Origin of the sequence: Sinomonas terrae, assembly GCF_022539255.1 — a bacterium.
In the GTDB taxonomy this organism is placed as follows: Bacteria; Actinomycetota; Actinomycetes; order Actinomycetales; family Micrococcaceae; genus Sinomonas; species Sinomonas terrae.
This window is the reverse complement of record NZ_JAKZBV010000001.1, coordinates 2,266,651-2,291,357: the sequence shown is the minus strand read 5'-3', so window position 1 is coordinate 2,291,357 and position 24,707 is coordinate 2,266,651. Positions and strand designations below refer to the sequence as shown.

Below are 24,707 nucleotides of genomic sequence, written 5' to 3'. Positions count from 1 at the left end.
CACCCCCGAGGAGGTTTCCATGCTCAGCCGCATTGCTGAATCCCTGTTCTGGATCGGGCGCTACGTCGAGCGCGCCGACGGTACGGCACGCATTCTCGACGTCCACCTCGAGCGGCTCAACCACCTACCTCCCGAGGACCAGCGCAGCGTGGCCCAGGAACTGCTCGGCGTCATGGGCTCCCGCCCCGACCACGACGATTTTGGGCTCCCCGAACTTCTCCATGCCATCGCCTATGACCGCACCCACGCGACGTCGATCGCAGGCTCCCTCGGCGCTGCCCGCGAAAACGCACGTCGGGCCCGCGAGACGGTTTCTTCGAGCCTGTGGGAATGCCTCAACACGACCTATTACGGCCTGAGCCAGCATCGCAAGGACGTGGTCGGGACCTACCGTTTCTGCCACTGGGTGCTCGAACGGACCGCAATGGTCGGCGGCCTGACCGACACGACGATGAGCCACGACGAAAGCTGGCTCTTCCTGGTGCTAGGCCGGTCCCTCGAACGGGCCGACATGACGGCGCGGATGCTCTCGACGCGGGAGGTCCACACCGCGGGGATGTCGTGGGTCAATATGCTGCGGTGTGCGGGTGCTTACGAGTCGTTCCTCCGAACGAGACGCGCGGCGTTCGATGACCGGCATGCGGCGGAGTTCCTCTTGATGGATCGGCTGTTCCCGCGCTCGATCGTCTATGCGTTGCGTGACGCCGACGAAGCCCTCGCCAAGCTCGATCCGTCCGACACCCGCCTCGGGCACATCAACGACGCGCGGCGGATCGTGGGGCAGGCCAGGACGTTCCTTGAGTTCCATCGCACGGACGACCTCATGGTCGAGTTGCCGGAGCACATGGAGCGTGTCCAGCGTGCCGTGGCGCAGGCGTCGGATGCGATCTCACGCAAGTACTTCAATCGGGCTGACGAGCTGGCCTGGGTGGGAGAGGTTTCATGACCAGGCTGAGGATCGTCCACAGCACGGCCTATCGCTACAACCAGCGGGTCACGCTGAGCTATAACGAGGCGCGCATGACGCCGCTCACGGAACCTCAGCAGGTCGTGCTCGAATCGCAGGTCCGTGTCCTGCCGTCCCAGGCAGCGGTGAGCACGTACCGCGACTACTGGGGAACGCGGGTCACGGCGTTCGACATGCAGTTGCCGCACGAATACCTCGAGGTAACCTCGACGACGACGGTCGAAGTGCATCGCGTCGAGAGGGTGCCTGCGGAGGGATCGATTGTCCCTTGGGAACGGCTCCGGCGCGATGAAATCCAGGACCAGTTCAGCGACTGGCTCCCGCAGTCGCGCCTATCGGACCCAGGCACCGAGGTGCTTGCTCGCGTTCCCGAGGTCGCCGAAGGGTTGGACCCGAACGCCGCCGCCCACGCCGTGTTCGACTGGCTGCGCGGCGAGATGCGCTACAGGCCGGGTTCTACCGGCGTGACCACCGATGCCGAGCAGGCTTGGAACCAGCGGGAGGGCGTCTGTCAGGATCTCGCTCATCTCGCCATCGGCTCCCTGCGCAGCTTGGGCATTCCGGCCCGCTACATCTCCGGCTATCTGCATCCACGGGCGACGGCGGACGTGGGGGAGGTCGTCGCCGGCCAGTCGCATGCGTGGCTCGAGTGGTGGGACGGCGATTGGCGCAGCTGGGATCCGACCAACCACAAGCCAGCCGGCGACTTTCATGTGACTGTTGCACGCGGCCGCGACTACCGCGATGTGCCGCCGCTCAAGGGCATCCTCTCGGGTGGCGGCGGCTCCCACTTGGACGTGGGGGTCGAGATCACGCGCCTCGCCTAACCCGACGAGTGGCCACTTCCCACCCGACGAGTGGCCACTTCCCACCCGACGAGTGGCCACTCACAGCTGCGAACGGTGATTAGCCTCCAAATCCCTGTGGATAACTCCTTGCGCGCCGCTGGGTGCATGTAAGCATGAGCCATGATCACCGCGCCCGATCCTGTCAGCTCATTGTTGAGCCGCCCTTTTACGTCTGACGAGGCTACGTCTTTGGGCCTTGACTACCGGACCCTGCTTCGCGAGAACGTCGCTCGTGTGAGTCGGGGTCTGTACGTCCCCGGCGATGGAGAACCCAGCGTCAGGGACCGACTGAGGGCGCATCTGGCGGTTAGCGCGGATGCATGGGCCTCCCACCGTAGCGCCGCAGCAGTCCAGGGGCTTTGGCTCCCTGAGTCGTCGTCCGACCACAGCCTTCTTCATCTCAGCAGACCCATGGATGCTCCTCGTGTGAGGCGCACTGGGGTGGTAGGCCACCGAGTGCGGGTAGAGGATGGCGAGGTGGAGGTTCTTCAGGATGGGTTGCGAGTTAGTTCGCCTTCCAGAACGTGGCTCGATCTGGCCCATGAGCTCGGCCCGGCTTCGCTTGTCGCCCTCGGCGATCAGCTGATCCGGAGCCCACGGCCGGAGTTCGAAGGTCGGGAATACCCATTCGCTACGAAAGGGGAACTGGTTGAACTGCTCAAGGCACATCCCAACATGCGCGGAATAGTTAAGGCCCGAGCTGCCTTGCAGAGCATGCGAGTCGGTGCCGACTCCGTGCCTGAAACGCTCCTTCGGCTGAGCCTGCTGGCGTACCATTTCCCGGAGCCGGAGCTACAGATACGGCTCCGACCCTTCGACCCGCTCTCGCCGAGCGGGGATCTCGGCTATCGGGTGATCCAGGTCGTTCTGCAGTACGACGGCGCCCATCACCTTTCGGAGGAACAGCGGCTCCGCGACCTGAGACGAGATGCCGCTTTTCGAAGCGCCGGATGGGTCGTGGTCATTGTCACTGCTGACGACCTTCGCAACGACTTCGCCCGTGCGCGAGCTGAACTGCGCGCCCTATGGGCGAAGCGAGCCGCCTGATCTATAGCTCCCGCGGGCGAGAAGTGCCCACTCGTCGGGCGAGAAGTGCCCACTCGTCGGGCGAGAAGTGCCCACTCGTCGGGCGAGAAGTGCCCACTCGTCGGGCGAGAAGTGCCCACTCGTCACCAGGGGGAGGGCTTGTAGTCCTTGAGGAACACCCCGTACAAGTCCGTGCCTTCCTCTCCCATCACGACCGGATCGTAAACGCGCGCCGCGCCGTCCACAAGATCGAGCGGGGCATGGAATCCTTCGTCTGCGAGCCTCACCTTCGTGTAGTGCGGCCGCTCATCGGTGATCCACCCGGTGTCCACGGCCGTCATGAGGATCCGGTCCGCCGTGAACATCTCACCCGCGCTTGTACGGGTGAGCATATTGAGCGAGGCCTTGGCCATGTTCGTGTGCGGATGGCCGGGACCCTTGTACTTGCGCCCGAACTGACCCTCCATGGCGGACACGTTCACGATGTACTTCCGGCGCGCCGTCGAACGCCGCATCGCGTCCCGGAGGCGGCTGATGAGCAGGAACGGGGCGGTCACGTTGCAGAGCTGAACCTCGAGCAGCTCAAGGGGATCCACCTGGTCCACGACCTGCGTCCACGAGTTGATGCTCGCGAGATCTGGCACGAGCCCTCCGGCGTCGATCGCAGTCCCCGCCTCGATCCGCTCGAGCGACGCTGAACCGGTGGACAGGGCTAGGGCGGTGACCGCGTCCGAAGCGAGGACGGGATGCCCCGTCACGCTGCCCGCGATCGAGAGCGGGTGCCGATCGTGCGCGTGCCCGAACGTGAGCAGCTCCGGGCCTCCATTCGAGGCCAAGAGTTCGGCGGGCAGGGGCTCGTCTTCGGCCTCTGCGAGGGGGCGGTAGGCAGTGGGGGACCTGCGCACCGTCTGAGCAGCATTGTTGATGATGATGTCGAGAGGCCCCTCGGAGTCGACCGAGTCGGCGAGGGAGATGACCTGAGACGGGTCGCGGAGATCAATCCCGACGATCCGAAGCCGATGAAGCCACTCGCCGCTGTCCTCCATGGCGGCGAAGCGCCGAGCGGCATCCTTGGGGAAGCGGGTCGTGATGGTGGTGTGAGCCCCGTCGCGAAGGAGGCGCAGCGCGATGTACATCCCGATCTTGGCCCTGCCCCCGGTCAAGAGCGCTCGGCGTCCAGTCAGGTCGGTGCGAGCGTCCCGCTTGGCATGGCTGAACGCCGCGCACTCGGGGCAGAGCTGGTGATAGAAGGCGTCGACTTGGGTGTACGGCTGTTTGCAGATGTAGCAGGCTCTTGGCCTGATGAGGTGACCCGCTACGTCTCCGGTCGCCGATGGCGAGAGCTTGTTGCCCTTTGTCTCGTCGTCGATCCGGTCAGGAGCCGCCGTCGCCGTCTGGGCGATGACCGCCTTGTCGGCGGCAGCGACGGCGTCCCGCTTCTGGTTGCGGGTGTACCGACGGTGAGCCTTAAACATTTTGCCGGTGGCCCGGCGGACGGCGACGAAGTCCGGGTGCTCCTCGTCGTACTCGTGGATCGTTTCGAGTACCTTGAGGCAAGCTTGGATATCCTCAGGGCTCAGGGCCCCGGGGCTCGCGGAATCGGTGGAGCTCATGACCTCCTAGTCTACCGGGGTGCGGCCTCCGCAGATTCCGACGACGACGTGCCGGCGGTCACGGGGCTGCCATTGTCGCTGCCTCGATCAGACAGGTCGGGATCGTCCATCCGGTCCTGGTAGTCGGCCGGATGCTTCGAGACCCACGCCGAGGCGAGCTTCCGCTCGTCCTCGTCCGGCTCCGGCACCACCTGGCCTTTGGAGAGGACGGTGATCCCTGAATCCGTGACCTGGAAACCCCGCCTCTTGTCGAGTCGGACGTCGAGGCCAATCGTTGCCCCGGGCGGAACGACCACGTTCTTGTCGAGAATCACCCTGTTGAGGACCGCGCCCTCGCCGATGACGCAACCGTCCATCACGACCGAGTCGAGAACGCGCGCGCCCGCGTTCACACGCACATCGTGCGAGAGGACGGAACCCTCGACCGACCCGCCCGTCACCACCACACCGCTTGCGACGATGGAGTCGAGCGCCGAGCCCACGCTGCCGCCTATGCCGCGCACGAACTTGGCGGGCGGCGAGACGAACTGCCGGGTGTAGATAGGCCACTTCGCGTTGTAGAGGTTGAAGACAGGCAACGGCGAGATGAGGTCCATGTGAGCCTCATAGAAGGAATCGATCGTGCCTACGTCGCGCCAGTAGGTGCGGTCACGTTCGGTTGAGCCCGGAATCTCGTTCCTTGTGAAGTCATAGACTCCAGCCTCGCCGCGTTCCACGAAGTAGGGCACGATGTCCCCGCCCATGTCGTGCTTGGTATCGAGGCGTTCCGCGTCGCGCTTGAGTGCCTCGACGAGGGCGTCTGAGTCGAAGACGTAGTTCCCCATCGAGGCGAGGAACTGATCGGGATCGTCGGGAAGCCCTGGGGTCGTGGGGGGCTTCTCGACGAAGGCCGAGATGTGGCCCGGGTTTGAGGCGTCCGTCTCGATCACGCCGAATTGGTTCGCCATGTTCAGCGGCTGACGCACGGCTGCGACGGTCGCCTTCGCGCCGGATTCAATATGCGACTGGACCATCTGGTCGAAGTCCATGCGGTACACATGGTCCGCGCCGACGACGACGACGATGTCGGGCTGGTCGTCGTGGATGAGATTGAGCGACTGGTAGATGGCATTCGCGCTGCCGAGGAACCAACTCTTGCCGACGCGCTGCTGCGCGGGAACGGATGCGACGTAGTTCTGGAGGAGCGGCGTCAGTCGCCACGTCTCCGAGATGTGCCGGTCCAAGCTGTGGGACTTGTACTGCGTCAAGACCACGATCCGGCGGTAGCCGGAGTTCACCAGATTGGACAGGGCAAAGTCGATCAGCCGGTATGCCCCGCCGAACGGAACGGCGGGCTTTGCCCGGTCCGCCGTGAGCGGCATGAGCCGCTTTCCCTCTCCACCGGCCAAGACGATTGCCAATACTCGTTTCGGCGCCATGGCGCACCCCCGTCTCTCATCATCGGCCCGTTGTGCCCCTCCGGCGCTGGAGGAGGCCTCCCGGTTCACACTAGAACACGTACCCAGCAGCGACTACGTTGGTGCCGTGCGAATTGACATTGTGACCAAAGAGTTTCCCCCAGAGATCTACGGCGGGGCAGGGGTGCACGTCTCCGAGCTGAGCAAAGTGCTCGCACGGGAGGTTGATCTGCGTGTTCATGCTTTCGGCGCGCCTCGCGATCCTGAAGTCGGCGGGGCAGCTGTCACGTCACACCAGGTTCCGCCTCAGCTCGCGGGGGCGAACGCGGCGCTGCAGACGCTCGGCATCGACGTCGACATCGTTCCCGCGGTTTCCGGAGCGGACATCGTGCATTCGCACACGTGGTACGCCAACATGGCGGGACACATCGCATCGATCCTGTACGGCATCCCGCACGTTCTCAGCGCGCACAGCCTCGAGCCGCTGCGGCCGTGGAAGACGGAGCAGCTGGGCGGGGGCTATCGTCTCTCGTCCTGGGTGGAAAAGACGGCGTACGAGGCGGCGTCAGCGATCATCGCTGTGTCCCACGGCATGCGCGATGACATCCTCCGCTGCTACCCAGATGTCGATCCAAGCAACGTGCGAGTCGTGCACAACGGTATCGACGTCTCGCTCTGGGGCAGGGACGAAGGCACCAACTACCTTGAGGCGCTCGGCGTCGATCCCGCGAAGCCATCGGTCGCGTTCGTCGGCCGCAACACTCGGCAGAAGGGCGTGCCTTACCTGCTCCGAGCGGCGGCCAAGCTGCCCGCGGACGTCCAGCTCGTGCTATGCCTCGGGGCCGCGGACACCCCGGAGCTCGCCAAGGAGACTGGAGCGCTCATCGACAGCCTGAAGGCGGAGCGCGAAGGCGTGATCGTGATCGAGCGCATGCTGCCCCGAGCCGAGCTGATTCAGGTCCTGAGCCACGCGACCGCGTTCGCGTGTCCGAGCATCTACGAGCCCCTCGGTATCGTGAACCTCGAGGCCATGGCGTGCGGTGCCGCAGTGGTCGCGACAGCGACCGGAGGCATTCCTGAGGTCGTCGACCACGGAACGACCGGACTGCTCGTTCCGATTGAGCAGGTCACCGACGGCACCGGGACCCCGCTCGACCCGGAGAAGTTCATCGCCGACTTCGCGGCGGCGCTCACCCAAGTCGTCTCCGACCCCGCGCGGGCCCGGGAGATGGGCGAGGCCGGCCGTCTTCGCGCGGAACGGAACTTCTCGTGGGACAGCATCGGCAAGGAGACCCTCGAGGTCTACCGCTCTGTGCTCGCCTAGCTCTTCCCTTCAGCGCTCCTACGCTGCGGCACTCCTTATTTCAGGGAGCGGACGACGACGGCGAGCGACCCGCGTGGGCCGCTCGCCGTCGTCGTTATTGGACTTGGGCAGCCGGATTGGACTTGGGCAGCCGGATCGACTTGGGCAGCCGGACGGTGAAGGGCGTCAGTCCCGGCTGACGTTGATCTTCGTGGGACCCGGCCCACCCTCGGTGGCCGCCGGCACACGGATCTCGAGCACGCCGTCCTTGTAGCTCGCCCTGATGTCCTCCTGGCGGGCCCCCCGGGGCAGTTGCACGGTACGTGCGAACGAGCCATACCGGAACTCGGAGCGGTAGCCTTCCTTGCCGCTGTTCTCCGTGCTCTCCTGTCGCTCGGCGCGGATGTTGAGTTCTCCGTTGTGGACGCTGACGTCGACGTCCCTCTCGGGGTCTATGCCAGGCAGCTCCGCGCGCACGACGAGCGTCTCGCCCTCTCGGTACTCTTCAACGCGCAGCCATCCCGTGTCCCAATCGCCTTCCATGAAGCGCCGGACTTGCTCGGGAAACCCGAAACGGCGGAACGGCGGCGGGACGGGCATGTCCCAGTTCCCGCGACGGGACCATCCATCACCCATGGCAACCTCCTCGTGGGTCTTGCCCGGTCCTTTGGCCGGGTCTTGCCCTCAGGCTAGACCTCACGAATCGCGGCGGGGAAGGTGCCGGAAACCGGCTCAGAGCGAACACGCACAAGGGTCTCAGGACTTTGGCCCGGAGTTCTTGGTGTGCTTCTCGAGCCTGGGGGCTTCACCGGAGGCGCGCTGGGCCTCGAGGTACGCCGCCGCTTCGGCCTGGCGCTCTGCTTCTGCGCCTGTCGCGATGCTCGCTCGCAAGTGCTCAGACCCGTATCCGAACGCTGCGACGAGGTCGAGGGCGTGAGGGCGGAGCTTGGCAAGGAGCCGATTGATGTACTCCCCGACGGTGCGTCCGCGCTGCATGCTGAGCCGGCCGTTCATGAGGTACCACGCGAGATGCTTCTCGATGAGTGAGAGGCCGAAGAGATCCCGGAGCCACGTGAGGACCTTCCGTGTCGCGGGGTCGGTGATCCCGGCTAGTGATTCGGTGAACGCTTCCCACTGCAGAAGCTCGCCGTGGGCGCGTGCGGCCTCGATGAGTTCGTTCTGGTGCGCGTTGAAGCGTGCGGCAGCCTCGGCTTGGGGGAGTCGGCTGGCCCCGTGGAGGGCTTGGGCCACTTGGGCCACCATTGTCTGGACGCGATCGGCGAGCAGGAGGCGCTGGGTGTCCTCGTCGCGGAGCGCGAGCGCCGCGCGCTGAGCGCGGCCGCTGTCGCGGACGAATTGGGCGACGGCGCCCAGCCCGGTCTTGTAGGCGACCCCGGCTGCCTGGCCGAGCGCGAACTTGGCGAGCGCCCCGACGCTGACGCCACGGAACTCCTTCGCGTAGTCGTTGAGGAGCCGCTTGGCGACGAGCTGTAGGAGCACATTGTTGTCCCCCTCGAAAGTCGCGTAGACGTCGAGGTCCGCGCGAAGCGAGGCGAAGCGGTTCTCGATGAGGAAGCCCGAACCGCCACAGGCCTCGCGGCACTCTTGGAGGATGTCGAGCGAGTTCCACGTGGAGAGCGGTTTGAGGGCCGCTGCCAGGGTCTCGAGGTCCTGCCGGTCCTGGTCGGTGTCGCTTCGGCCCGAGAAGACGCCGTCGAACTTCTCGAGGAGCTGTTCGTGGGCGAAGCTCATCGCGTAGGTGGTCGCGAGGCGGGGGAGGAGTCGGCGCTGGTGCCGCTGGTAGTCGAGGAGAACCTCTTCGGCGGCGTCGGACGACGCGTTGAACTGTCTCCGCTCTTCGGCATAGCGGATGGCCACCGTGAGCGCGAGCTTCGACGCGGCGGTCGCAGCACCGTCCAAGGAGACTCTGCCTTGGACAAGCGTGCCAAGCATAGTGAAGAAGCGTCGCCCCGGGCTTGCGATCGGTGATGAGTACGTGCCGTCAGGCGCGACGTCCCCATAGCGGTTGAGGAGGTTGGTGCGGGGCACACGGACGTGGTCGAAGTGGAGGCGTCCGTTGTCGATGCCGTTGAGCCCGCCCTTGATGCCGTCGTCCTCACCGCCGATGCCGGGAAGGAACTCGTGCGTCTCACGGTCACGGAGTGGAACGAAGAACGCGTGGACGCCATGGTTGACGCCCTTCGTGATGAGTTGGGCGAACACGACGGCGGCCAGTCCGTCTTTCGCCGCGTTCCCGATGTAGTCCTTCCAGGCCGCCCTGAAGGGAGTGTGGATGATGAACTCTTCCGCCTTCGGGTCGTACGTGGCACTGGTGGCGATGCTCGCGACGTCGGATCCGTGCCCGATCTCGGTCATCGCGAAGCAGCCCGGAATGTCGAGGGACATGATTCCGGGGAGCCATTTCGCGTGGTGCTCCTCTGTACCGAGGTGAAGCACAGCGGCGCCGAAGAGGCCCCACTGGACGCCGGCCTTGATCTGGAGTGAGGGGTCGGCAGCAACGAGTTCCTCGAAGCCGGCGATATTCGCACCGTGGTCCTCGTAGCCTCCGTGTTCCCTCGGGTAGGCCCGGTGCACGGCCTTGTGGTCCACGAGGTACTTGAGCTGGCTGAAGACCCGCTCGCGGTGTTCGTGATGAGTGAGTCCCTCGATCTTGTGGAGTTCAGGGTGGCCGGCGAGCTCGCGGGCCTCGCGCCGGGTGCTGGCCCACGTGCCGAGGAGCTGTTCGGCGAGCGCGGCGACGTCGACGCGTGCGGCGTCGTCGGCGTCGTCGCCAAGGTCTGCGGATGCCGCAGCGTCGGGGGCTTCGGAGGCAAGTTCTGTCATGGTTTTCCCTTCTTCTCACCGTTATGCAGGGGGGCGTTTGATGGAGAGGCGGTGCCCGCGAGCGGACCTGCCTTCGATTCCTCTGCCTCTGTGGCTATGCCGGCGTAGAGCCAGTCGGCGATGAGCCCGGCCATGGCGTCGAGGGTTGGCTTGGTTTGATCGTCGGGGGCTTCCAGCCAGCGTTCGCCCGCGGCGCGGACGAGCCCCATCGCGGCGGTCGGCCAGAAGGTGATGGTGTCTTGGCGCCCGGGGGAGAGGAGGCGGCGCATGGGCTCCTCGATCATGCCGCCGACGGCGCCGAAGAAGTTGCCGAAGGCTGCCCCGGCTTCGGCGTCCGCCTGGCTTCCCGGAGGCACACGCGTGACGAATTCGTACACGTGAGGAGAACTCGCCGCCATGCCGAGATAGGCAGTCACCATCGCACGGAGGCCTTCGTATGGAGACTCGGCGGCGCGAGCTGCCTCGGCAATGCGCTCCTGCATGCGCGTCAGGACCACCTCGCCCATCGCGGCCTGAAGACCTGCCTTGTCTCCGAAGTAGCGGTAGAAGACCGACTTCGAGGTCCCCGCATCGGCCGCGATGTCGTCCATCGGGGCTTCCGGGCCGAGGCGGTGGACGGCGTGGCGCGCGGCTCGGATGAGGTCCCTGCGTCGTTCCTCCCGGTGGTTCGCCCAGCGCGCAGCACGCCCGTCGACGGCGGGCCGGGGCTCGTCGTCGTGCGCGGGTGGGGCGATGACGGCACGTTCGAAACTCTGGTCCGCAGGGGGGAGGTTCACGATACCCAGCGTATCAGGTACGCTTGGTATCGGTAACTCAGCTCACACCTCTGGCCGCCCGTGCGTGCGGTCTATTTCAGGGAGGCATGATGTCCACGCTGCGCAAGGCCGTCGTCGTCGGCGGCAACCGTATCCCCTTCGCCCGAGCGAACGGCGCCTATGCCATGACCTCGAACCAAGACATGCTCACGGCCGCCCTCGACGGGCTGGTGGCGCGCTATGGCCTGCAGGACGAGCGGATCGGCGAGGTGGCGGCGGGCGCCGTCCTCAAGCATTCACGCGACTTCAATCTCACGCGTGAGGCTGTCCTCGGCTCCGCGCTCTCGTCCGAAACGCCGGCCTATGACGTCCAGCAGGCCTGTGCAACGGGCCTCGAAACGGTGCTCGGCCTCTCGGACAAGATCAAGCTCGGCCGCATCGATTCCGCGGTGGCGGCCGGAGTCGACAGCGCTTCGGACGCGCCGATCGTGGTGAGCGAGGGGCTCCGCCATGCCCTGCTCGAGCTCAGTCGCGCGAAGACCGCCCAGCAGAAGCTCAGGGCCCTTTCCAAGGTTCGTCCGAAGGACGTCGCGCCCGTCGCCCCGGGCACGAATGAGCCGCGTACCGGCCTTTCCATGGGCGAACACCAGGCGCTCACAACGGCGCAATGGGATATCAGCCGGGAGGCGCAGGACGAGCTGGCCCTCGCGAGCCACCGGAACCTCGCCGAGGCGTATGAGCGCGGGTTCTTCGACGACCTCATCACGCCGTATCGCGGTCTCACCCGCGACGCGAACCTGCGACCCGATACATCGATGGAAAGGCTGGGATCCCTCAAGACGGTGTTCGGGCGGCAGCTCGGGGATCGGGCCACGATGACGGCGGGCAACTCCACGCCGCTGAGCGACGGCGCGTCGAGCGTCCTGCTTGCCTCGGAGGAGTGGGCCCAATCGCGCGATTTGCCCATATTGGCAGATCTCGTCGACGGAGAAGCAGCCGCGGTCGACTTCGTGCACGGCAAGGACGGGCTCCTCATGGCGCCGGTCTTTGCAGTGCCGCGCCTGCTCGGCCGGCTGGGCCTGACGTTCGAGGACATCGACTATTTCGAGATCCATGAGGCATTCGCCTCCACCGTGCTGTGCCATCTCGCCGCTTGGGAGGACGAGGAATTCTGCCGTGAGCGGCTCGGCCTCGACGGGGCTTTCGGAAAGGTCGACCGCGCCAAGCTCAACGTGAACGGTTCGTCGCTCGCGGCTGGGCACCCGTTCGCCGCGACCGGCGGACGAATCGTCGCTGCGCTTGCGAAGCAGCTTCACGAGCGCGGGTCCGTCGGCGGGCGTCCTGCCCGTGGCCTCATCTCCGTGTGTGCTGCCGGGGGGCTCGGCGTGGCCGCCGTGCTCGAGGCTCGCTGAGGGGGCAGAGTGACTGACAAGTACACAGCCCTGGTGAGCCGCGGATGGGGCCGCGACGTGGCAAAGCGGCTCGGCCTGCCGCAGCCCGTCGAGCTGCGCCGCTACAGTTCTGGCGACCCCCTTCTGCCCGGACCGGCACTCCTGATCGGCTCGGGTCCCTCGGCCGGGATGCTTGAAGCTGCCCTTTCAAGCTGGGGAGTCGAGGTTCGGCGCGAGGGGGCCCCGAACGTGGCCGCGCCCCGAGCAGCGGACGACGGCGCGCGCTCGCCAAAGATCGGCGCGATCGTGCTCGTGCTGGACGGGATCGAGCGCCCCGAAGACCTGAGCGCTCCCTTGCTCGCGGCGGGGCATGCGCTTCGGTCCCTTGCCCCCTCCGGTCGCGTCATAACGCTGTCCCGGCGGGCATCGACCCAGGATGAGCCGGCGCTGGGAGCTGCGCGTCAAGGAGTCGAGGGCGCCCTCCGCTCGCTCGCGAGGGAACTCCGTGCAGGAGCCACAGGCAACGGCATTCTGCTCGCCGAGGATGTCCGCGCCGACGCCCCGAGCGTGCTCGGGTCGCTGCGCTTCCTGCTCTCGGGTCGCTCGGCGTTCGTCGACGGCCAGTTCCTCACTGTGGGTACGTCCGCGGGTGAGCTGCCCGCCGACCCCGAGCGCCCGCTTGACGGGAAGGTCGCGGTCGTGACGGGTGCCGCGCGCAACATCGGGGCGGCGATCGCCAAGACGCTCGCACGGGACGGTGCGAAGGTCGTGGCGGTGGATGTTCCGGCAGCCGGGGAGTCCCTGGTCCAGGTGGCCAATGAGGTTCACGGCACGGCGCTCCAGCTCGACATCACCCGGCCGGACGCCGGGGAGCAGATTCTCCAGCACTCCCTCAGCCGCCACGGGCGCTTGGACATCGTGGTCCACAACGCGGGGATCACGCGCGACAAGCTGCTCGCCAACATGGATGCGGCGAAATGGGACTCGGTGATCGAGGTCAATATTGCCGCCCAGCTGCGGATCAACGACTCGCTCTTGGCCTCCGAGGGTTTCGGCGACGGTGCGCACATCGTCTCTGTCTCGTCGACAAGCGGGATCGCCGGGAACCGCGGCCAGACGAACTACGCTGCGTCCAAGGCGGGCGTGATCGGCATGGTGCGTTCGACGGCGGCACGGCTGGCAGCGCGCGGCGGGACGGCCAACGCCGTCGCCCCGGGGTTCATCGAGACTGAGATGACAGCCAGGATTCCCTTCGCTATGCGCGAGGTGGCCCGCCGTCTCAACTCGCTCCAGCAGGGCGGCCGCCCCCAGGACGTCGCCGAGGCCATTGCCTTCCTCGCCTCGGACGGCGCTGCCGGCATCTCCGGAAACGTGCTGCGCGTCTGCGGTCAGAACTGGATGGGCCAGTGAGCGCGCCAGCTCGTGGTCTCGAGACTGTCGAGCTCCCCGAGATGCCCTCGCTGTCGAGGCTGTATGTCGCTGCAGCCCGCGACGCAGCGAAGAAGCTCGTGGGCAAGGCGACCGCGAGAGCGTCCCTTCCCAAGGCACGGCATCACATCTCCGGCGTACGGCCTGACCTGAACAGGATGACCGAGTATCAGGCGCTCCTAGGCGAGACGAAGCGCGATATGGCACCCGCGGGCTACATCCATACGCTCGCATTTCCGGCGGCGATGTCAGTCATGGGCCGGGACGACTTCCCGCTCCCTCTGCTCGGCATGGTGCATTTGAGCAATCACGTCGAATACCGTGTCCCGATCTTCTACGGCGACCTCCTCGAAGTCACGGCCTGGGCCGAGAACCTTACGGGCCATCGCTCAGGGACCCAGGTCGAGCTCGTCGTCGAGGTGCACCACGCAGGGAACGACGACGTCGCGTGGCGCGGCATATCGACCTATCTCGCCAAAGGCGTCTACCTGCCGGGCCTCGACAAGCCCGGACTGAACGGCGAGCGCGGTGAGTTCCGCGCGCCTCTTCCGACGGCCCTGTGGCGTCTTGGCTCCGAGACCGGCCGCGAGTACGCCGCCGTCTCGGGCGACTTCAACCCGATCCACCTGAGCTCCATTTCGGCTCGTGCCCTCGGCATGCGGCGTTCAATCGCGCACGGAATGTACACGGCCTCGCGTGCTCTGGCCGAGGTGGGGCCGCAGAAGGGCGACACCTTCGAGTGGGCTGTGACGTTCGAGGCGCCCGTTTTCCTTCCAACACGAGTGTGCCTCAACATCAAGGACCTCGCCGACGACGACGGCGTGTGGGAACGGTCGGAATTCGTGGGGTGGAGCCCGTCGTCGGGGCGGCGACACTTCAGCGGGACTGTCGCCCGGCTCTGATGCCGGCGGGCACCGTTCCCTCTCTGGGAAAAAACGAATGCCCCCGGTCTCAGAACCGGGGGCATTCGACTGTGCGCGGAGGGGGACTTGAACCCCCACGCCCTAATCGGGCACTAGCACCTCAAGCTAGCGCGTCTGCCATTCCGCCACCCGCGCAGGTGGTCGCCGGAGTCATCACGCACTCGGTGTTTCTCCGGGGCAACGAGTAAATACTCTACACCATTCCGGTGTCTTCTTCCGCCATCCGGCTCCGCGGCGAGGCGACCGGAACCGTCTGAAAAACGCGAATGCCCCGGTCGAAAGACCGGGGCATTCCACTGTGCGCGGAGGGGGACTTGAACTCCTCCGCGCCCTCTCGCGCCCGAAACCACTGGTGCGCGTTCTGCCGCAGAAAATCAACGATCCACGCCATGTAACCTGTGGATAATTACGTTCGGATACCTCAACGTACACGACCTTTAGCACCTGAGTTAGCACTTTTAGCAGCGCTCAGGGCCATTGGCTACCCGCTCGCAGCCCGAGCCCACCGCTTGCGGATCTCCCTTGTGTACGCGTGGACACAGATTCGACTCTCCTTGCGGCATACCGTGAAAGCTGCCCCCCGCAGGGCAAAGCGCACAGCTCGCCGAGGAAGGGAAGACAGTCATGGCAACGAGATCAGTGACCGATGCGTCCTTCGACACCGAGGTGCTCGGCTCGGCCAAGCCGGTGATCGTGGATTTCTGGGCAGAGTGGTGCGGCCCCTGCCGCATGCTCTCCCCAGTTCTGGAGCAGCTGGCGGCCGATCACGGCGAAAAGGTGGAGGTGGTGAAGGTGAATGTTGACGAGAGCCCTGAGACGTCCGCCCGGTACGGAATCACATCCATTCCCTCCGTCCTTCTGTTCGAGGGCGGGGTGCAGAGGGTCTCTGTGGTCGGCGCTCGTCCCAAGGAGCACCTCGAGCGGGAATTCGCCGAGTACCTGCGCTAGGCGGTCCCGATCGGTAGGCTCCGAGAACCAGCCCGCATGGGGGCGGCCGCGGTCCTCCTGCGTGTCGACCGCCACGGAATTCCCCAGGGCTTTCGCCACGGAATTCCCCAGTGCCTGATGCGATGGTAGCCGGACGACGGCGTGAGCAGGGAGCCCTGAGAGTGCCTCGCTGACGGCTTTGGCGGCGCCTGTTTAGGGCAGGCGTTTCTGTCCTGTTCTGGGTCAGTGCGTGGCGGGTCGTCGCCGCGCCCGGTAGGAGCCGGCCTGGATGGTGATCTGGTAGGCGTTGTTGACGAGCCGGTCCAGGAGGGACTCGGCGACGACCTGGTTCGGGAACAGGGGGTACCACTCCTGGGGTGCCCGGTTGGTGGTGACGACGATGGAGCGGGCGGGGCGCTCGTTGACGATCTCGTAGAGGTCGTCGCCCTGGGCCGGGGTGAACTCGCGCATCGCGAAGTCGTCCAGGATCAGCAGGTCGGGCTTGGTGTAGGCGCGCAGGCGATGGGCCCAGCTCCCGTCCGCGTGCCCGCCGGCGAGGTCGGCCAGGACCCGGGAGGTGGCGGCGAACCGGACGGTGTGCCCGGCCCGGATGGCCTGGTGCCCGAACGCGGTGGCGATGTGGGTCTTGCCGGAGCCGACGGCGCCGCTGATGATCACGTGCTGGCCGGTGCGGACCCATTCGGCGTTGGCGAGGTCGCGGATCCGGGCGGCGGGGATGCCGGGGTCGGCGGTGAAGTCGAAGTTCTCGATCCTGCCGTCGGATTCGAACTTCGCGGCCCTGGTGCGCCGCTCCAATGCCGCGGAGTCGCGGCGGTTGATCTCGTCCAGGCACAGGGCCTGGAGGAAGTCCAGGAACCCGAGCTGGCCCTCGGCGGCTTGGGCGAGCCGGTTCTCGAGGGAGTCGAGCATCCCGGAGAGGCGCAGGGTGCGCAGGGAGGCGGCGAGCTGGGTGCGGTCGGCTCCCGCGGGGCTTGGAAGGGCCGGGGCGGTGCTGGGCGTGGTGGTCATGGTGGTTCTCCTCTTCGTCGTGATGGGCGCGCGCCCCCGGCCGGCACGCCGGCCGGGGGCATGCGTTCGCGTCTGCGGGGTTCAGCTGGCGGTGAAGGCGCCGGGGCCGCGGAGGTAGGCGCCGGCGCCGTTGTCGCCGTTGGAGCGCACGGGCAGGACGGTCACGCCTGCGGTCAGGAGGCCCCGGACGGTCTTCAGGGTCGGGTCCCCGGCCGCGATCGCCGCGGCGCAGGCGGTCTCCACCGCCTCGGGGCGGTGGGTGCCGGCGAGGCGGATGATGCCCTGCGCGGCGCGGATCCGGTGCACCGCCGGCTCCTCCAGCAGCCCCTCGACCAGGGCCGCGGCGGCAGGGCCGATCAGGGAAGAATTCTCCCGGCACCATGCCGCGTCCCGGGTGAAGAACCCTGCGGCCGCGGGCGGGTAGTCGGACAGGTCGGTCTGGCGTCCCTTGGCGATCCTGGGGTGGACCTTCGCGATCGCCCCGTCGAGGTGGAACTCGACCGTCGTGCCGCTCAGCCGCACGTCCAGGCGGGTCCCGACGAGCTGGTAGGGCACCGAGTAGAGCACCCCCTTGACCGAGGCGTGGCAGTCCGATCCGACCATGGCGGTGCGCCACTCGGCGGGCTCGAGCCTGCGGGGCGGCAGCGGGACCAGGGCCGGGCGCTCCACCGCGGCCAGGACCTCCCAGGACGTCTGCCCGGCCAGGGCCCTGGGCTTGTGGGCCCCGGCGACGTCGCGGCACCACCGCACGGCCTCGGCGCGCATCTGCGCCATCGAGGTGAAGGACCTGCCGGCCCAGAACGAGCCGCGCACGTACTGGACCATCCGCTCCACGTGCGGCTTGTCCTTGGGCCTGTTCCCCCTGGCCGGGTCCAGCAGGGTCCCGTAGTGCTCGGCCAGCTCGGCGTAGGCCCGGTTGAGCTTGGGGTCGTAGAGGTCGGGCCTGATGACCCCGGCCTTGAGGTTGTCCGAGGTGATCCGGCGCGGGACGCCCTCGAAGAGCTCGAACGCGGCCACGTGCGCGTTCGTCCACACCGTCTGGTCCATCCGGGTCGTGGGATAGACGAAGGGCAGCTTCGAGAACGGCAGCGTGAGCACGAACGCCCACACCCGGTGGCCCCTGCCGGTCTCCGGGTCGCGCCAGTGCCCGAGCATGCCATAGTCGACCTCGCCGAGCTCTCCCGGCGCGGACGGGGGCTTGAGCACCGTGGGCTTCCGCCCCGCCCGCCCGGCATCGGGCAGGGTCGCGGCCAGCCAGCGGTAGAACGAGCGCTGCGAGGCGTTCACCCCGTGCTCGTCCACGAGGCGCTGGTGGACCACGGCCCCGGCGACCCCGGCCTCCAGCTGCTCCCTGACCCACTCGATGCGGGCGTCGAACTCCGGCCAGGAGACCTGCCGCAGCCTCCCGTCCACCACCGTCGGGAACCAGCCCGCGACCATGTCCCGCCACTCCTCGGCGTTCAGCCCGAGCCCCGGGGACAGGCCCTCGGCCTCGGCCGGGGCAAGGTACTTCGCCACAGTCTTGCGGTCCATGCCCAACGACACTGCCAGCTCGCTCTTCGAGCGGCCCGCGTCCCAGTGCATGAACAGTTCGATCAGATCCATCGCTGCCACACTCCTACGCGCCAAACCACGAACCCCGCCTCCGGCCCGACCATCGGACCCGAGGCAAGGCTCTCGGACAAGGCACCGGCGGCGCGTGACGTCATCCCCATGGGAATTCCGTGGCGAACCACCGCTCAAGGTGGGGAAATCCGTGGCGAGAACCGACCTACGAGTGAGGAATTACGCGGCGGACGACACCTGCGGGTGCAGTCTGGCATTCCGGGCGCGGTGCAGCGGGCTTGGGCCACAGATCTGCCGCGAGCGAGATCCCTAAGGCGGAATAGATGGAACCTTGCCCCATCTCGGATTACGCCCTGATCTCGGACTGCCGGTCCGCTGCCCTGGTCAGCTCCGAGATCCCTAAGGAAGGCGGAATAGATGGAACCTTGCCCCATCTCGGATTACGCCCTGATCTCGGACTGCCGGTCCGCTGCCCTGGTCAGCTCCGAGATCCCTAAGGAAGGCGGAATAGATGGAACCTTGCCCCATCTCGGATTACGCCCTGATCTCGGACTGCCGGTCCGCTGCCCTGGTCAGCTCGGACGGATCCATTGACTGGCTGTGCTTCCCCCATTTCGACAGCCCCGCCGTCTTCGGCCGACTGCTTGGGGCCGGGGCAGGGTTCTGGTCCATCCGTCCCGATCGCGAGACGTTGCGCACAACCCGCGACTCCTAGGCTGCTGCGTTCTTCGAGCATGCCGAGGTGGGTGACGGACAGGAGCCAGCTTGCGGCGACCCAGTGCCTGCCGCGCGGAGGGGCGGAAAGCGCCGAATGCGGTGTGCAGGATCGTTGCCTCGGCCAGGGCCGGGGAATGGTTGATTGCTTCCCGGCCGGAGCGCAGGGCGGCCCTGCCCAGGAAGCGCACCCATGCGGCAGGGCCCCAGCCTTCGTCTTTGAGTCCTTGGAGGAGCCGGTTGGTGGCGGAGCGGCTGGAAGGAGCCGTGACCTCCCCGCCGATGGCGGGGCGGCCGGGCGCTGCGGGTGGGTGCTCAGGCAACGGTATTGCGGGCCGGGGCCTGTTCTGGGCTCGTCGCGTCCTCGGAGCGGATCTCGGCGCGCTCGTTGTAGAAGGCGATCAGGTCCTTGAGGTGTCCCGCGTCGGGCAGTGTCTGCTCGTAGCTCCAGGCGATGTTCCGACCCCGGGGGTCGGCGCCGCGGACGGACCAGTAGGACGCGCGTCCCTTGTACGGGCAGAGGCTGGTGCGCTCAGACGGCTCCAGGAGAGCGAAGTCCACGTCGCTTCGCGCAAGGTAGGTCCGCACGGGGAGCATTGTCTCGTAGACCAGCACCGGGCTGGTGCTCTCGGCGAGGACCATGCCGTTGAACTCGACTCGAACCCGTTGGGAGCCCGGTCGGGCGTCGACGCGGTGGAAGGGGTCGCGCGGGTGGCCCTCGATGTCCTGCCCGTCTTCCCTCCACCGGTCGAAGGCCCCGAAATCCAGCAGCAGGAACTGGGAGAGGTCCGGGTCGTCGGGCCTGAACGCGGCGGCAGGCAGGGCGAATCCGGAGCCCCACAGGGTCAGTTCCTGCCCGGGGCCGTGGCTCCGGCCGAATGCCGAGACAGGCCCCGCGCCGGCGGCAGGTGCCGCCTCGGCCGCAATGTCCTCTTCGGGCACAGCGTAGCCAGGGATGACCCGGTGGGCTTCCCAGACCAGGATTGCCCGGCGGGAGTCGACCAGGGTTCGGCCCGCTGCCTCAGCGCGGATACGCTTCGCCGTCGGCTCGTAGCGCAGCTGCCCCTGGAGCCTGCGCATCTCTTCCTGCATCTGAACGGCCATGGCCGGTGGTCCTTTCCGCTGTCGGTGGTTCCTGTCCGTCCCGTCTCATGTGGGATGGGGTCTGCGTCCGGCTTCGGGCGGTGGCCCTAGGCAAGGCCAGCCCCCTGCTCCTCGGGTTGCGCGGCCACGTCGGTCTCGGCCCGCGGCGCCGTCCGCGACCTGAGCATCACTCGGGCGAATGCCGCGCCGCCGAGGAAGACGAGCCCGGCGACCCAGGTGTTGACCCGCAGCCCGAGGATCAGATTGGCGTAGTCCGAGCGCATGAGCTCGATGACGAAGCGGCCAGCCGTGTACAGCATGACGTAGAGCGAGAACTCGGCCCCGCGCGGCAGGCGGAACCGGCGGGACGCGAAGATGATCGCGAATCCGCCGAGCGTGCACCACACGGCTTCGTAGAGGAACGTGGGCTGGAAGTAGCCGAGGACGATCGGGGTTCCGTCCGAGCCCAGGGCGGCGGCGCCGGTGGCTGGGTCCATCTGATGGATCTGGAGGCCCCAGGGCAGCGTGGTCGGGTCCCCGTAGAGCTCATTGTTGAACCAGTTGCCGAGGCGCCCGAGCGCCTGGGCGAACAGGAGTCCCGGGGCGAGCGCGTCGGCGAAGGCGGGAAGGCTCGCCTTGGCTCGCCGGCAGCCGATCCAAGCCCCCAGGCCGCCGAGGGCGATGGCGCCCCAGATCCCGAGGCCGCCGTCCCAGATGGCGAACGCGTTCCACGGGTTCCTGCCGGGCAGGAAGTAGATCTCGGGGTCGGTGATGACGTGGTAGATGCGCCCGCCGACGATGCCGAACGGCACCGCCCAGAGCGCGATGTCGAGGACCTGGCCCGGTCTGCCTCCGCGGTTCACCCAGCGGCGGCTCGTGAGCCAGAGCGCCACGGCGATGCCCGCGAGGATGCACAGCGCATAGAAGTGGATCGAGAGCGGGCCGATCTTGACCGCGTTGACGTTCGGCGACGGGATGTACGTGGGAACCGACATGGACATCATCGGGGAACCCGGGTGTTCTCAGCCGGTCCTGCTGGCCGGGCTTGTTGGTGGCTCATCATGGCAGCCTCCCGAGGGCGTCTTCGACCGCCCTGTGGAAGGTGGGGTAGGCGTAGATCATCTCCCGCAGCCGCCGGATCGGGGTGCGTTCGTGGACGGCGAGGGTGAGCATGGACAGGACCTCTCCGCCGGTGGGGCCGGCGGAAGTCGCGCCGACGAGGATGCCGCGCTCCGCATCGGCGACGAGCTTGATCAGGCCCTGGTTGCCAGCCTTATGGATCCACCCCCGGGCGGAGGAGGGGATCTGGGCGGTCGCTGTCGCGACTTCGAGGTCCTTCTCGCGCGCCTGACGTTCGGTGAGGCCGACGGCGCCGACCTCCGGGTCGGTGAAGGTCACCCGGGGCACGGCATGGTATTCCGCCCCGGCGGTCTCCTCGCCCAGGATGTGGCTGGCGGCGATCCCGGCCTGGTACATGGAGACGTGGGTGAAGGCGCCATGCCCGGTGATGTCGCCGATGGCGTAGACGCCGTCGATGATGCGCAGGTGCTCGTCCGTGGGGACGGAGCGGGCGCCGGTGTCGACCCCGATGGAGGCGAGCCCTAGGGCATCGAAGTCGACCCTGCGGCCCGTGGCGACGAGGAGCCGCTCGGCGGTGTACGTCCGGCCGCCGGCCCGGACGGTGAACGCGGTCCCGTCGTGCTCGATGGATTCGGCCCGGGTTCCGGTGTGGATGCCGATACCTTCGGCGGGGAGCACGTCTTCGACGAGCCGGCTGGCTTCGGGCTCCTCGAGGGGAAGGAGGGTGTCGAGGGCTTCGAGGACCTCGATGCGGGTGCCGAAGCGCGCGAAGGCCTGGGCGAGTTCGAGGCCGATGGGCCCACCGCCCAGGACGATCAGGGATTCGGGGGCGTCCTTGGCGGCGATGACCTCGCGGTTGGTCCAGTACGGGGTGCCGGCCAGGCCGGGGATGGGTGGGACGGCGGGGTCGGTGCCGGTGTTGAGCAGGATCGCCCGGGAGGCTTCGAAGTCCTGCCCGTCGACGCTGACCGTCTTCGGGCCGGTGATCCGTGCAGTGCCTCGGACGAAGCGTCCGCCGGCCTTCTCGAAGCGCTCGACGGCGACGGTGTCGTCCCAGTCGTCGGTGGCCTCGTCGCGGATGCGCTGGGCGACGGTGGCGAAGTCGGGGACTGCCTGGGACGTCCCGGCCAGCTCCGGGACCCGGCGGGCCTCGGCGAGGGAGTCGGCCGCGCGGATCATCATCTTCGATGGGATGCACCCGTAGTAGGGGCATTCTCCTCCGACCAGGTTCTTCTCGATCCCGACCACGGAGGCCCCGGACCGGGCCAGTCGGGCCGCGGCGGCTTCCCCGCCGGGTCCCATGCCGATGACGATGACGTCTGCCTGCTCTGCCATGCTCAGTTCCTCCCTCGTGCCTTCAACTGTCATTTCCCCGCCCCGCCTCAGTCCTCGCCGTGGCCGAACAGCCGGGAGAGGAGGCCGCTGCCAGAGGCCGCCTTCTCGGGCTGGCGCGTCCCTGCTTCGATGACGCGCACGCCCTTCCAGAAGGCGACGTGGTCCTTGATCTGCCGGGCCGCCGGGCTCGGAGAGGGGTAGTACCAGGCGGCGTCGCGGTTCCTCCGCCCGTCGGCCTCGATGGTGTAGTAGCTCGCGGTGCCCTTCCAGGGGCAGACGGTGGTGTGGGTGCTGGGGCGGAGGTACTCGGCGTTGATCGACTCGGGCGGGAAGTACTGGTTCCCTTCGACTTGGACCGTGCGGTCGGATTCGGCCAGCACTTTCCCGTTCCAGACCGCCTGGTACGTCCGGTTGGTGGTGCTCATCGTCTCGCTCCTTCTCCTCTGCCGGCGCTCTGTTCCCCGGCGACCGTACTTGAACGTGCGCGGGTGGTCTGTGTCCTGCATTGCAGAGACAGGATCCTTGCCCGTGGTGCGCTGATGCCGGATGCTGGGCGGCTCAGGGCTGGGGTGACCGGCTGGGGGTTCCCGCCCGGATCTGGATGTGGCCTCCGCGCAGGGAGGAGGCCTCCGTGTCCGGGGTGTCGTGTTCGAGGAGGGTCCAGGGGTGTGCGGAGGGATCGGAGCCGCCGAGGCGGCAGGCCAGGGCCGCGATGGGTGCGAGGGCCGCGGCCGGCCCGGTGGGCAGCTGCATGTCCACGACGGCGACCCTGGTGCCGGGCGCGCACAGTGCCAGGATCCGCTCCCATGCGGCCGCGGCGTCCCCCGTCACGGAGAGGGAGTAGGTGGCCAGCACTGCGTCGACCTGCGGGGCGGCCTCGTGGACGAGGTCGGCGAGGTTGGTCGGGGCGATGGCGGTGAGGTCTGCGTGGACGAGGTCGATGTTCGCCCAGCCCGCGCGCCGGATCCGCTTGCGTGCCTGGTCGAGCATCGCGCAGCTGGCGTCGATGCCGACGATGCGCCCGCCCGGGCCCAGGGCCGCCTCGAGGTGGGCGAAGTTCAGCCCGGTCCCGCAGCCGGCGTCGACCACGGCCTGGCCGGGGCGCAGGCGCAGTCCGGCGATGCCGCGCAGGCGGCCAGTCCGGTAGACGGGCTCGCCGGCGAGAACGTCGTACAGGCGGGCGAAGGACTGGTAGCGGTCCGCGGCGGTCACAGGCCATCGTTGCACGCCCGTGCCATGGTGGGGCAGGGCACGGATCGCGAGAGCATGAAGGGACGGCACTGATGGCGGGATTCGACCTGGTGGTGGTCGGCGGCGGGACCGCGGGGCTGATCGGGGCTCAGACCGCAGCCCGGCTCGGTGCCAGGGTGGCGCTGGTGGAGGCGGCCAGGACCGGCGGGGAGTGCCTCTACACGGGGTGCGTGCCGTCCAAGGCCCTCATCGCCGCAGCCCGCGACGGGCTCGGCTTCGACGTCGCGATGGCAAGGGCGAGGGCCGCCATCGCCGCGATCGAGCCACACGATTCGCCCGAGGCCCTCGAGGAGGCGGGCGTGCGCGTCCTGCACGGACTCGCCGTCCTGGACCCGGACGGGACCGTCTGCCTCGAGGGGCGGCGGCTGCCCTCCCTGACGGTCCTGCTGGCCACCGGCGCAGCACCCGCCCTCCCCTCCCTCGAGGGTCTGGGCCCTTGCGGAGCCCTCACGAGCGAGACGCTCTGGTCCCTTGCCGGGCTCCCGGAGCGCCTCGCGGTGGTCGGCGGCGGCCCCGTGGGCTGCGAGCTCGCCCAGGCCTTCGCCCGCCTCGGGTCCGAGGTCACGGTCGTCGCCTCGGCACCCCGGCTGCTGCCGGGGGAGGACCCGGACGCCTCCGCCCTCGTGCGGGACGCCCTCGAAGCGGACGGCGTGCGGGTGCTCGCCGGAGACCGCGCCGTCGCCGTCTCCCAGGACGGGGCAGGCTGGGCGCTGCGCACCGCGGGAGGCACCAAGGTGCCCTACACACATCTCCTCGCCGCGACCGGGAAGGCCCCGCGGACCCACGGGATCGGGCTCGTCGAGGCCGGGATCCGCCTCGACGGGCGCGGCCACGCGGTCACCGACGAGACACTGCGGACCACCAACCCCCGGGTGTGGGCGGCCGGAGACGTCACCGCCAGGAGCCGGCACACGCACACGGCAGGGGTGCACGCGGCAGCCGCGGCGGCCAACGCCGTCCTGGGCACCCGCCGGAAGGCCGGGTCCATCCCCGAGCCGAGGGTGGCATTCACCGCCCCCGAGGTCGCCGCAGTCGGCCAGCCCACAGCGGCAGGTGCTCCGCGCACCCTGACGGTCCCGCACACCCGCGTGGACCGCGCTGTCGCCGACGCCGACCCGAGGGGGTTCACCCGGATCGCCCTGGACCGCTCGGGACGCATCCTCGGGGGAACGATCGTGGGCCCGCGCGCCGGGGAGACCTGTCAAGCCCCGTGTTTGATGGAGTACT

Annotated in this window: 21 protein-coding genes, 1 tRNA gene and 1 pseudogene; 10 read left to right on the top strand and 13 right to left on the bottom strand. The window is 68.0% G+C overall.

Annotated features, from left to right (window positions below; all coding sequences use genetic code 11):
• Positions 1–19: 19 nt before the first annotated feature.
• From L0M17_RS10695 to L0M17_RS10685, 3 genes are all read left to right on the top strand, one after another.
• Positions 20–946: an alpha-E domain-containing protein gene (locus L0M17_RS10695; RefSeq protein ID WP_241053944.1), complete on the top strand. Its 927-nt coding sequence runs from the start codon at positions 20–22 to the stop codon at positions 944–946.
• Positions 943–1,794 (top strand): transglutaminase family protein, encoded by an 852-nt coding sequence (locus L0M17_RS10690; protein WP_241053943.1) that lies wholly within the window; start codon positions 943–945, stop codon positions 1,792–1,794. The genes L0M17_RS10695 and L0M17_RS10690 overlap by 4 nt, the downstream gene beginning before the upstream one ends.
• 756 nt (positions 1,795–2,550) lie before the next feature.
• Positions 2,551–2,862, top strand: coding sequence for a putative endonuclease domain-containing protein (locus L0M17_RS10685; RefSeq protein ID WP_241053942.1), 312 nt, complete (start codon positions 2,551–2,553; stop codon positions 2,860–2,862).
• A gap of 122 nt (positions 2,863–2,984) precedes the next feature.
• On the opposite strand, the gene L0M17_RS10680 is transcribed toward L0M17_RS10685, so the two are convergent.
• Together L0M17_RS10680 and glgC are read right to left on the bottom strand one after the other, a co-directional pair.
• Positions 2,985–4,454, bottom strand: coding sequence for an SDR family oxidoreductase (locus L0M17_RS10680; RefSeq protein ID WP_241053940.1), 1,470 nt, complete (start codon positions 4,452–4,454; stop codon positions 2,985–2,987).
• Between the two features lie 11 nt (positions 4,455–4,465).
• Positions 4,466–5,872, bottom strand: coding sequence for a glucose-1-phosphate adenylyltransferase (gene glgC, locus L0M17_RS10675; RefSeq protein WP_308196857.1), 1,407 nt, complete (start codon positions 5,870–5,872; stop codon positions 4,466–4,468).
• Positions 5,873–5,978: 106 nt separating this feature from the next.
• Here glgC and glgA point away from each other — a divergent pair, with 106 nt between their 5' ends.
• Complete coding sequence (glgA, locus tag L0M17_RS10670; RefSeq protein ID WP_241053939.1) at positions 5,979–7,175, top strand: glycogen synthase; 1,197 nt, start codon at positions 5,979–5,981, stop codon at positions 7,173–7,175.
• Between the two features lie 165 nt (positions 7,176–7,340).
• Here the strand turns inward: glgA and L0M17_RS10665 are convergent, their stop codons facing one another.
• From L0M17_RS10665 to L0M17_RS10655, 3 genes are all read right to left on the bottom strand, one after another.
• Entirely contained in the window at positions 7,341–7,790 is a 450-nt protein-coding gene (locus L0M17_RS10665) for an Hsp20/alpha crystallin family protein (protein WP_308196856.1), read from the bottom strand.
• A gap of 120 nt (positions 7,791–7,910) precedes the next feature.
• Positions 7,911–9,998, bottom strand: coding sequence for an acyl-CoA dehydrogenase family protein (locus L0M17_RS10660; RefSeq protein WP_241053938.1), 2,088 nt, complete (start codon positions 9,996–9,998; stop codon positions 7,911–7,913).
• A complete protein-coding gene (locus tag L0M17_RS10655) occupies positions 9,995–10,774 on the bottom strand; it encodes a TetR/AcrR family transcriptional regulator (protein ID WP_241053937.1) in 780 nt (259 codons plus the stop codon). The genes L0M17_RS10660 and L0M17_RS10655 overlap by 4 nt, the downstream gene beginning before the upstream one ends.
• 86 nt (positions 10,775–10,860) lie before the next feature.
• Between L0M17_RS10655 and L0M17_RS10650 the strand changes: the two genes are divergently transcribed.
• Genes L0M17_RS10650 through L0M17_RS10640 form a run of 3 tightly spaced genes read left to right on the top strand, consistent with a single transcriptional unit; the run spans position 10,861 to position 14,474 of the window.
• A complete protein-coding gene (locus tag L0M17_RS10650; RefSeq protein ID WP_241053936.1) occupies positions 10,861–12,165 on the top strand; it encodes an acetyl-CoA C-acetyltransferase in 1,305 nt (434 codons plus the stop codon).
• Between the two features lie 9 nt (positions 12,166–12,174).
• Positions 12,175–13,554, top strand: coding sequence for a 3-oxoacyl-ACP reductase (locus L0M17_RS10645; protein WP_241053935.1), 1,380 nt, complete (start codon positions 12,175–12,177; stop codon positions 13,552–13,554).
• Between the two features lie 41 nt (positions 13,555–13,595).
• Positions 13,596–14,474, top strand: a complete 879-nt coding sequence (locus L0M17_RS10640) for a MaoC/PaaZ C-terminal domain-containing protein (RefSeq protein WP_241056405.1) — start codon at positions 13,596–13,598, stop codon at positions 14,472–14,474.
• A gap of 72 nt (positions 14,475–14,546) precedes the next feature.
• On the opposite strand, the gene L0M17_RS10635 is transcribed toward L0M17_RS10640, so the two are convergent.
• Positions 14,547–14,630, bottom strand: a tRNA-Leu gene (locus tag L0M17_RS10635).
• Positions 14,631–15,119: 489 nt separating this feature from the next.
• On the opposite strand from L0M17_RS10635, the gene trxA reads away from it, so the two are divergent.
• Complete coding sequence (gene trxA / locus L0M17_RS10630; RefSeq protein WP_241053934.1) at positions 15,120–15,443, top strand: thioredoxin; 324 nt, start codon at positions 15,120–15,122, stop codon at positions 15,441–15,443.
• A 222-nt stretch (positions 15,444–15,665) separates the two neighbouring features.
• Here trxA and istB read toward each other — a convergent pair whose 3' ends face one another.
• Both istB and istA read right to left on the bottom strand, forming a co-directional pair.
• Positions 15,666–16,451: an IS21-like element helper ATPase IstB gene (gene istB / locus L0M17_RS10625; protein WP_255731779.1), complete on the bottom strand. Its 786-nt coding sequence runs from the start codon at positions 16,449–16,451 to the stop codon at positions 15,666–15,668.
• An 81-nt stretch (positions 16,452–16,532) separates the two neighbouring features.
• Positions 16,533–18,056, bottom strand: a complete 1,524-nt coding sequence (gene istA / locus L0M17_RS10620; RefSeq protein ID WP_241053337.1) for an IS21 family transposase — start codon at positions 18,054–18,056, stop codon at positions 16,533–16,535.
• A gap of 472 nt (positions 18,057–18,528) precedes the next feature.
• Between istA and L0M17_RS10615 the strand changes: the two genes are divergently transcribed.
• Complete coding sequence (locus L0M17_RS10615) at positions 18,529–18,732, top strand: trehalase-like domain-containing protein (protein WP_255731871.1); 204 nt, start codon at positions 18,529–18,531, stop codon at positions 18,730–18,732.
• Between the two features lie 314 nt (positions 18,733–19,046).
• Here the strand turns inward: L0M17_RS10615 and L0M17_RS10610 are convergent, their stop codons facing one another.
• From L0M17_RS10610 to L0M17_RS10590, 5 genes are all read right to left on the bottom strand, one after another.
• A complete protein-coding gene (locus L0M17_RS10610; RefSeq protein WP_241053933.1) occupies positions 19,047–19,835 on the bottom strand; it encodes a DUF427 domain-containing protein in 789 nt (262 codons plus the stop codon).
• Between the two features lie 86 nt (positions 19,836–19,921).
• The gene (lgt, locus tag L0M17_RS10605; protein ID WP_308196855.1) at positions 19,922–20,809 is read right to left on the bottom strand and encodes a prolipoprotein diacylglyceryl transferase; all 888 of its coding nucleotides are present in this window, start codon (positions 20,807–20,809) and stop codon (positions 19,922–19,924) included.
• Positions 20,810–20,873: 64 nt separating this feature from the next.
• Positions 20,874–22,229, bottom strand: coding sequence for a dihydrolipoyl dehydrogenase family protein (locus tag L0M17_RS10600; RefSeq protein ID WP_241053930.1), 1,356 nt, complete (start codon positions 22,227–22,229; stop codon positions 20,874–20,876).
• A gap of 47 nt (positions 22,230–22,276) precedes the next feature.
• The gene (locus tag L0M17_RS10595) at positions 22,277–22,654 is read right to left on the bottom strand and encodes a DUF427 domain-containing protein (protein ID WP_241053929.1); all 378 of its coding nucleotides are present in this window, start codon (positions 22,652–22,654) and stop codon (positions 22,277–22,279) included.
• Positions 22,655–22,787: 133 nt separating this feature from the next.
• Positions 22,788–23,441 carry a class I SAM-dependent methyltransferase gene (locus L0M17_RS10590; RefSeq protein WP_241056404.1) on the bottom strand — a complete coding sequence of 218 codons (654 nt, stop codon included), beginning with the start codon at positions 23,439–23,441 and terminating at the stop codon, positions 22,788–22,790.
• A 71-nt stretch (positions 23,442–23,512) separates the two neighbouring features.
• Here L0M17_RS10590 and L0M17_RS22915 point away from each other — a divergent pair.
• Positions 23,513–24,676 (top strand): annotated as a pseudogene (locus tag L0M17_RS22915) (dihydrolipoyl dehydrogenase family protein); the annotation flags it as partial.
• Between the last annotated feature and the right edge of the window lie 31 nt (positions 24,677–24,707).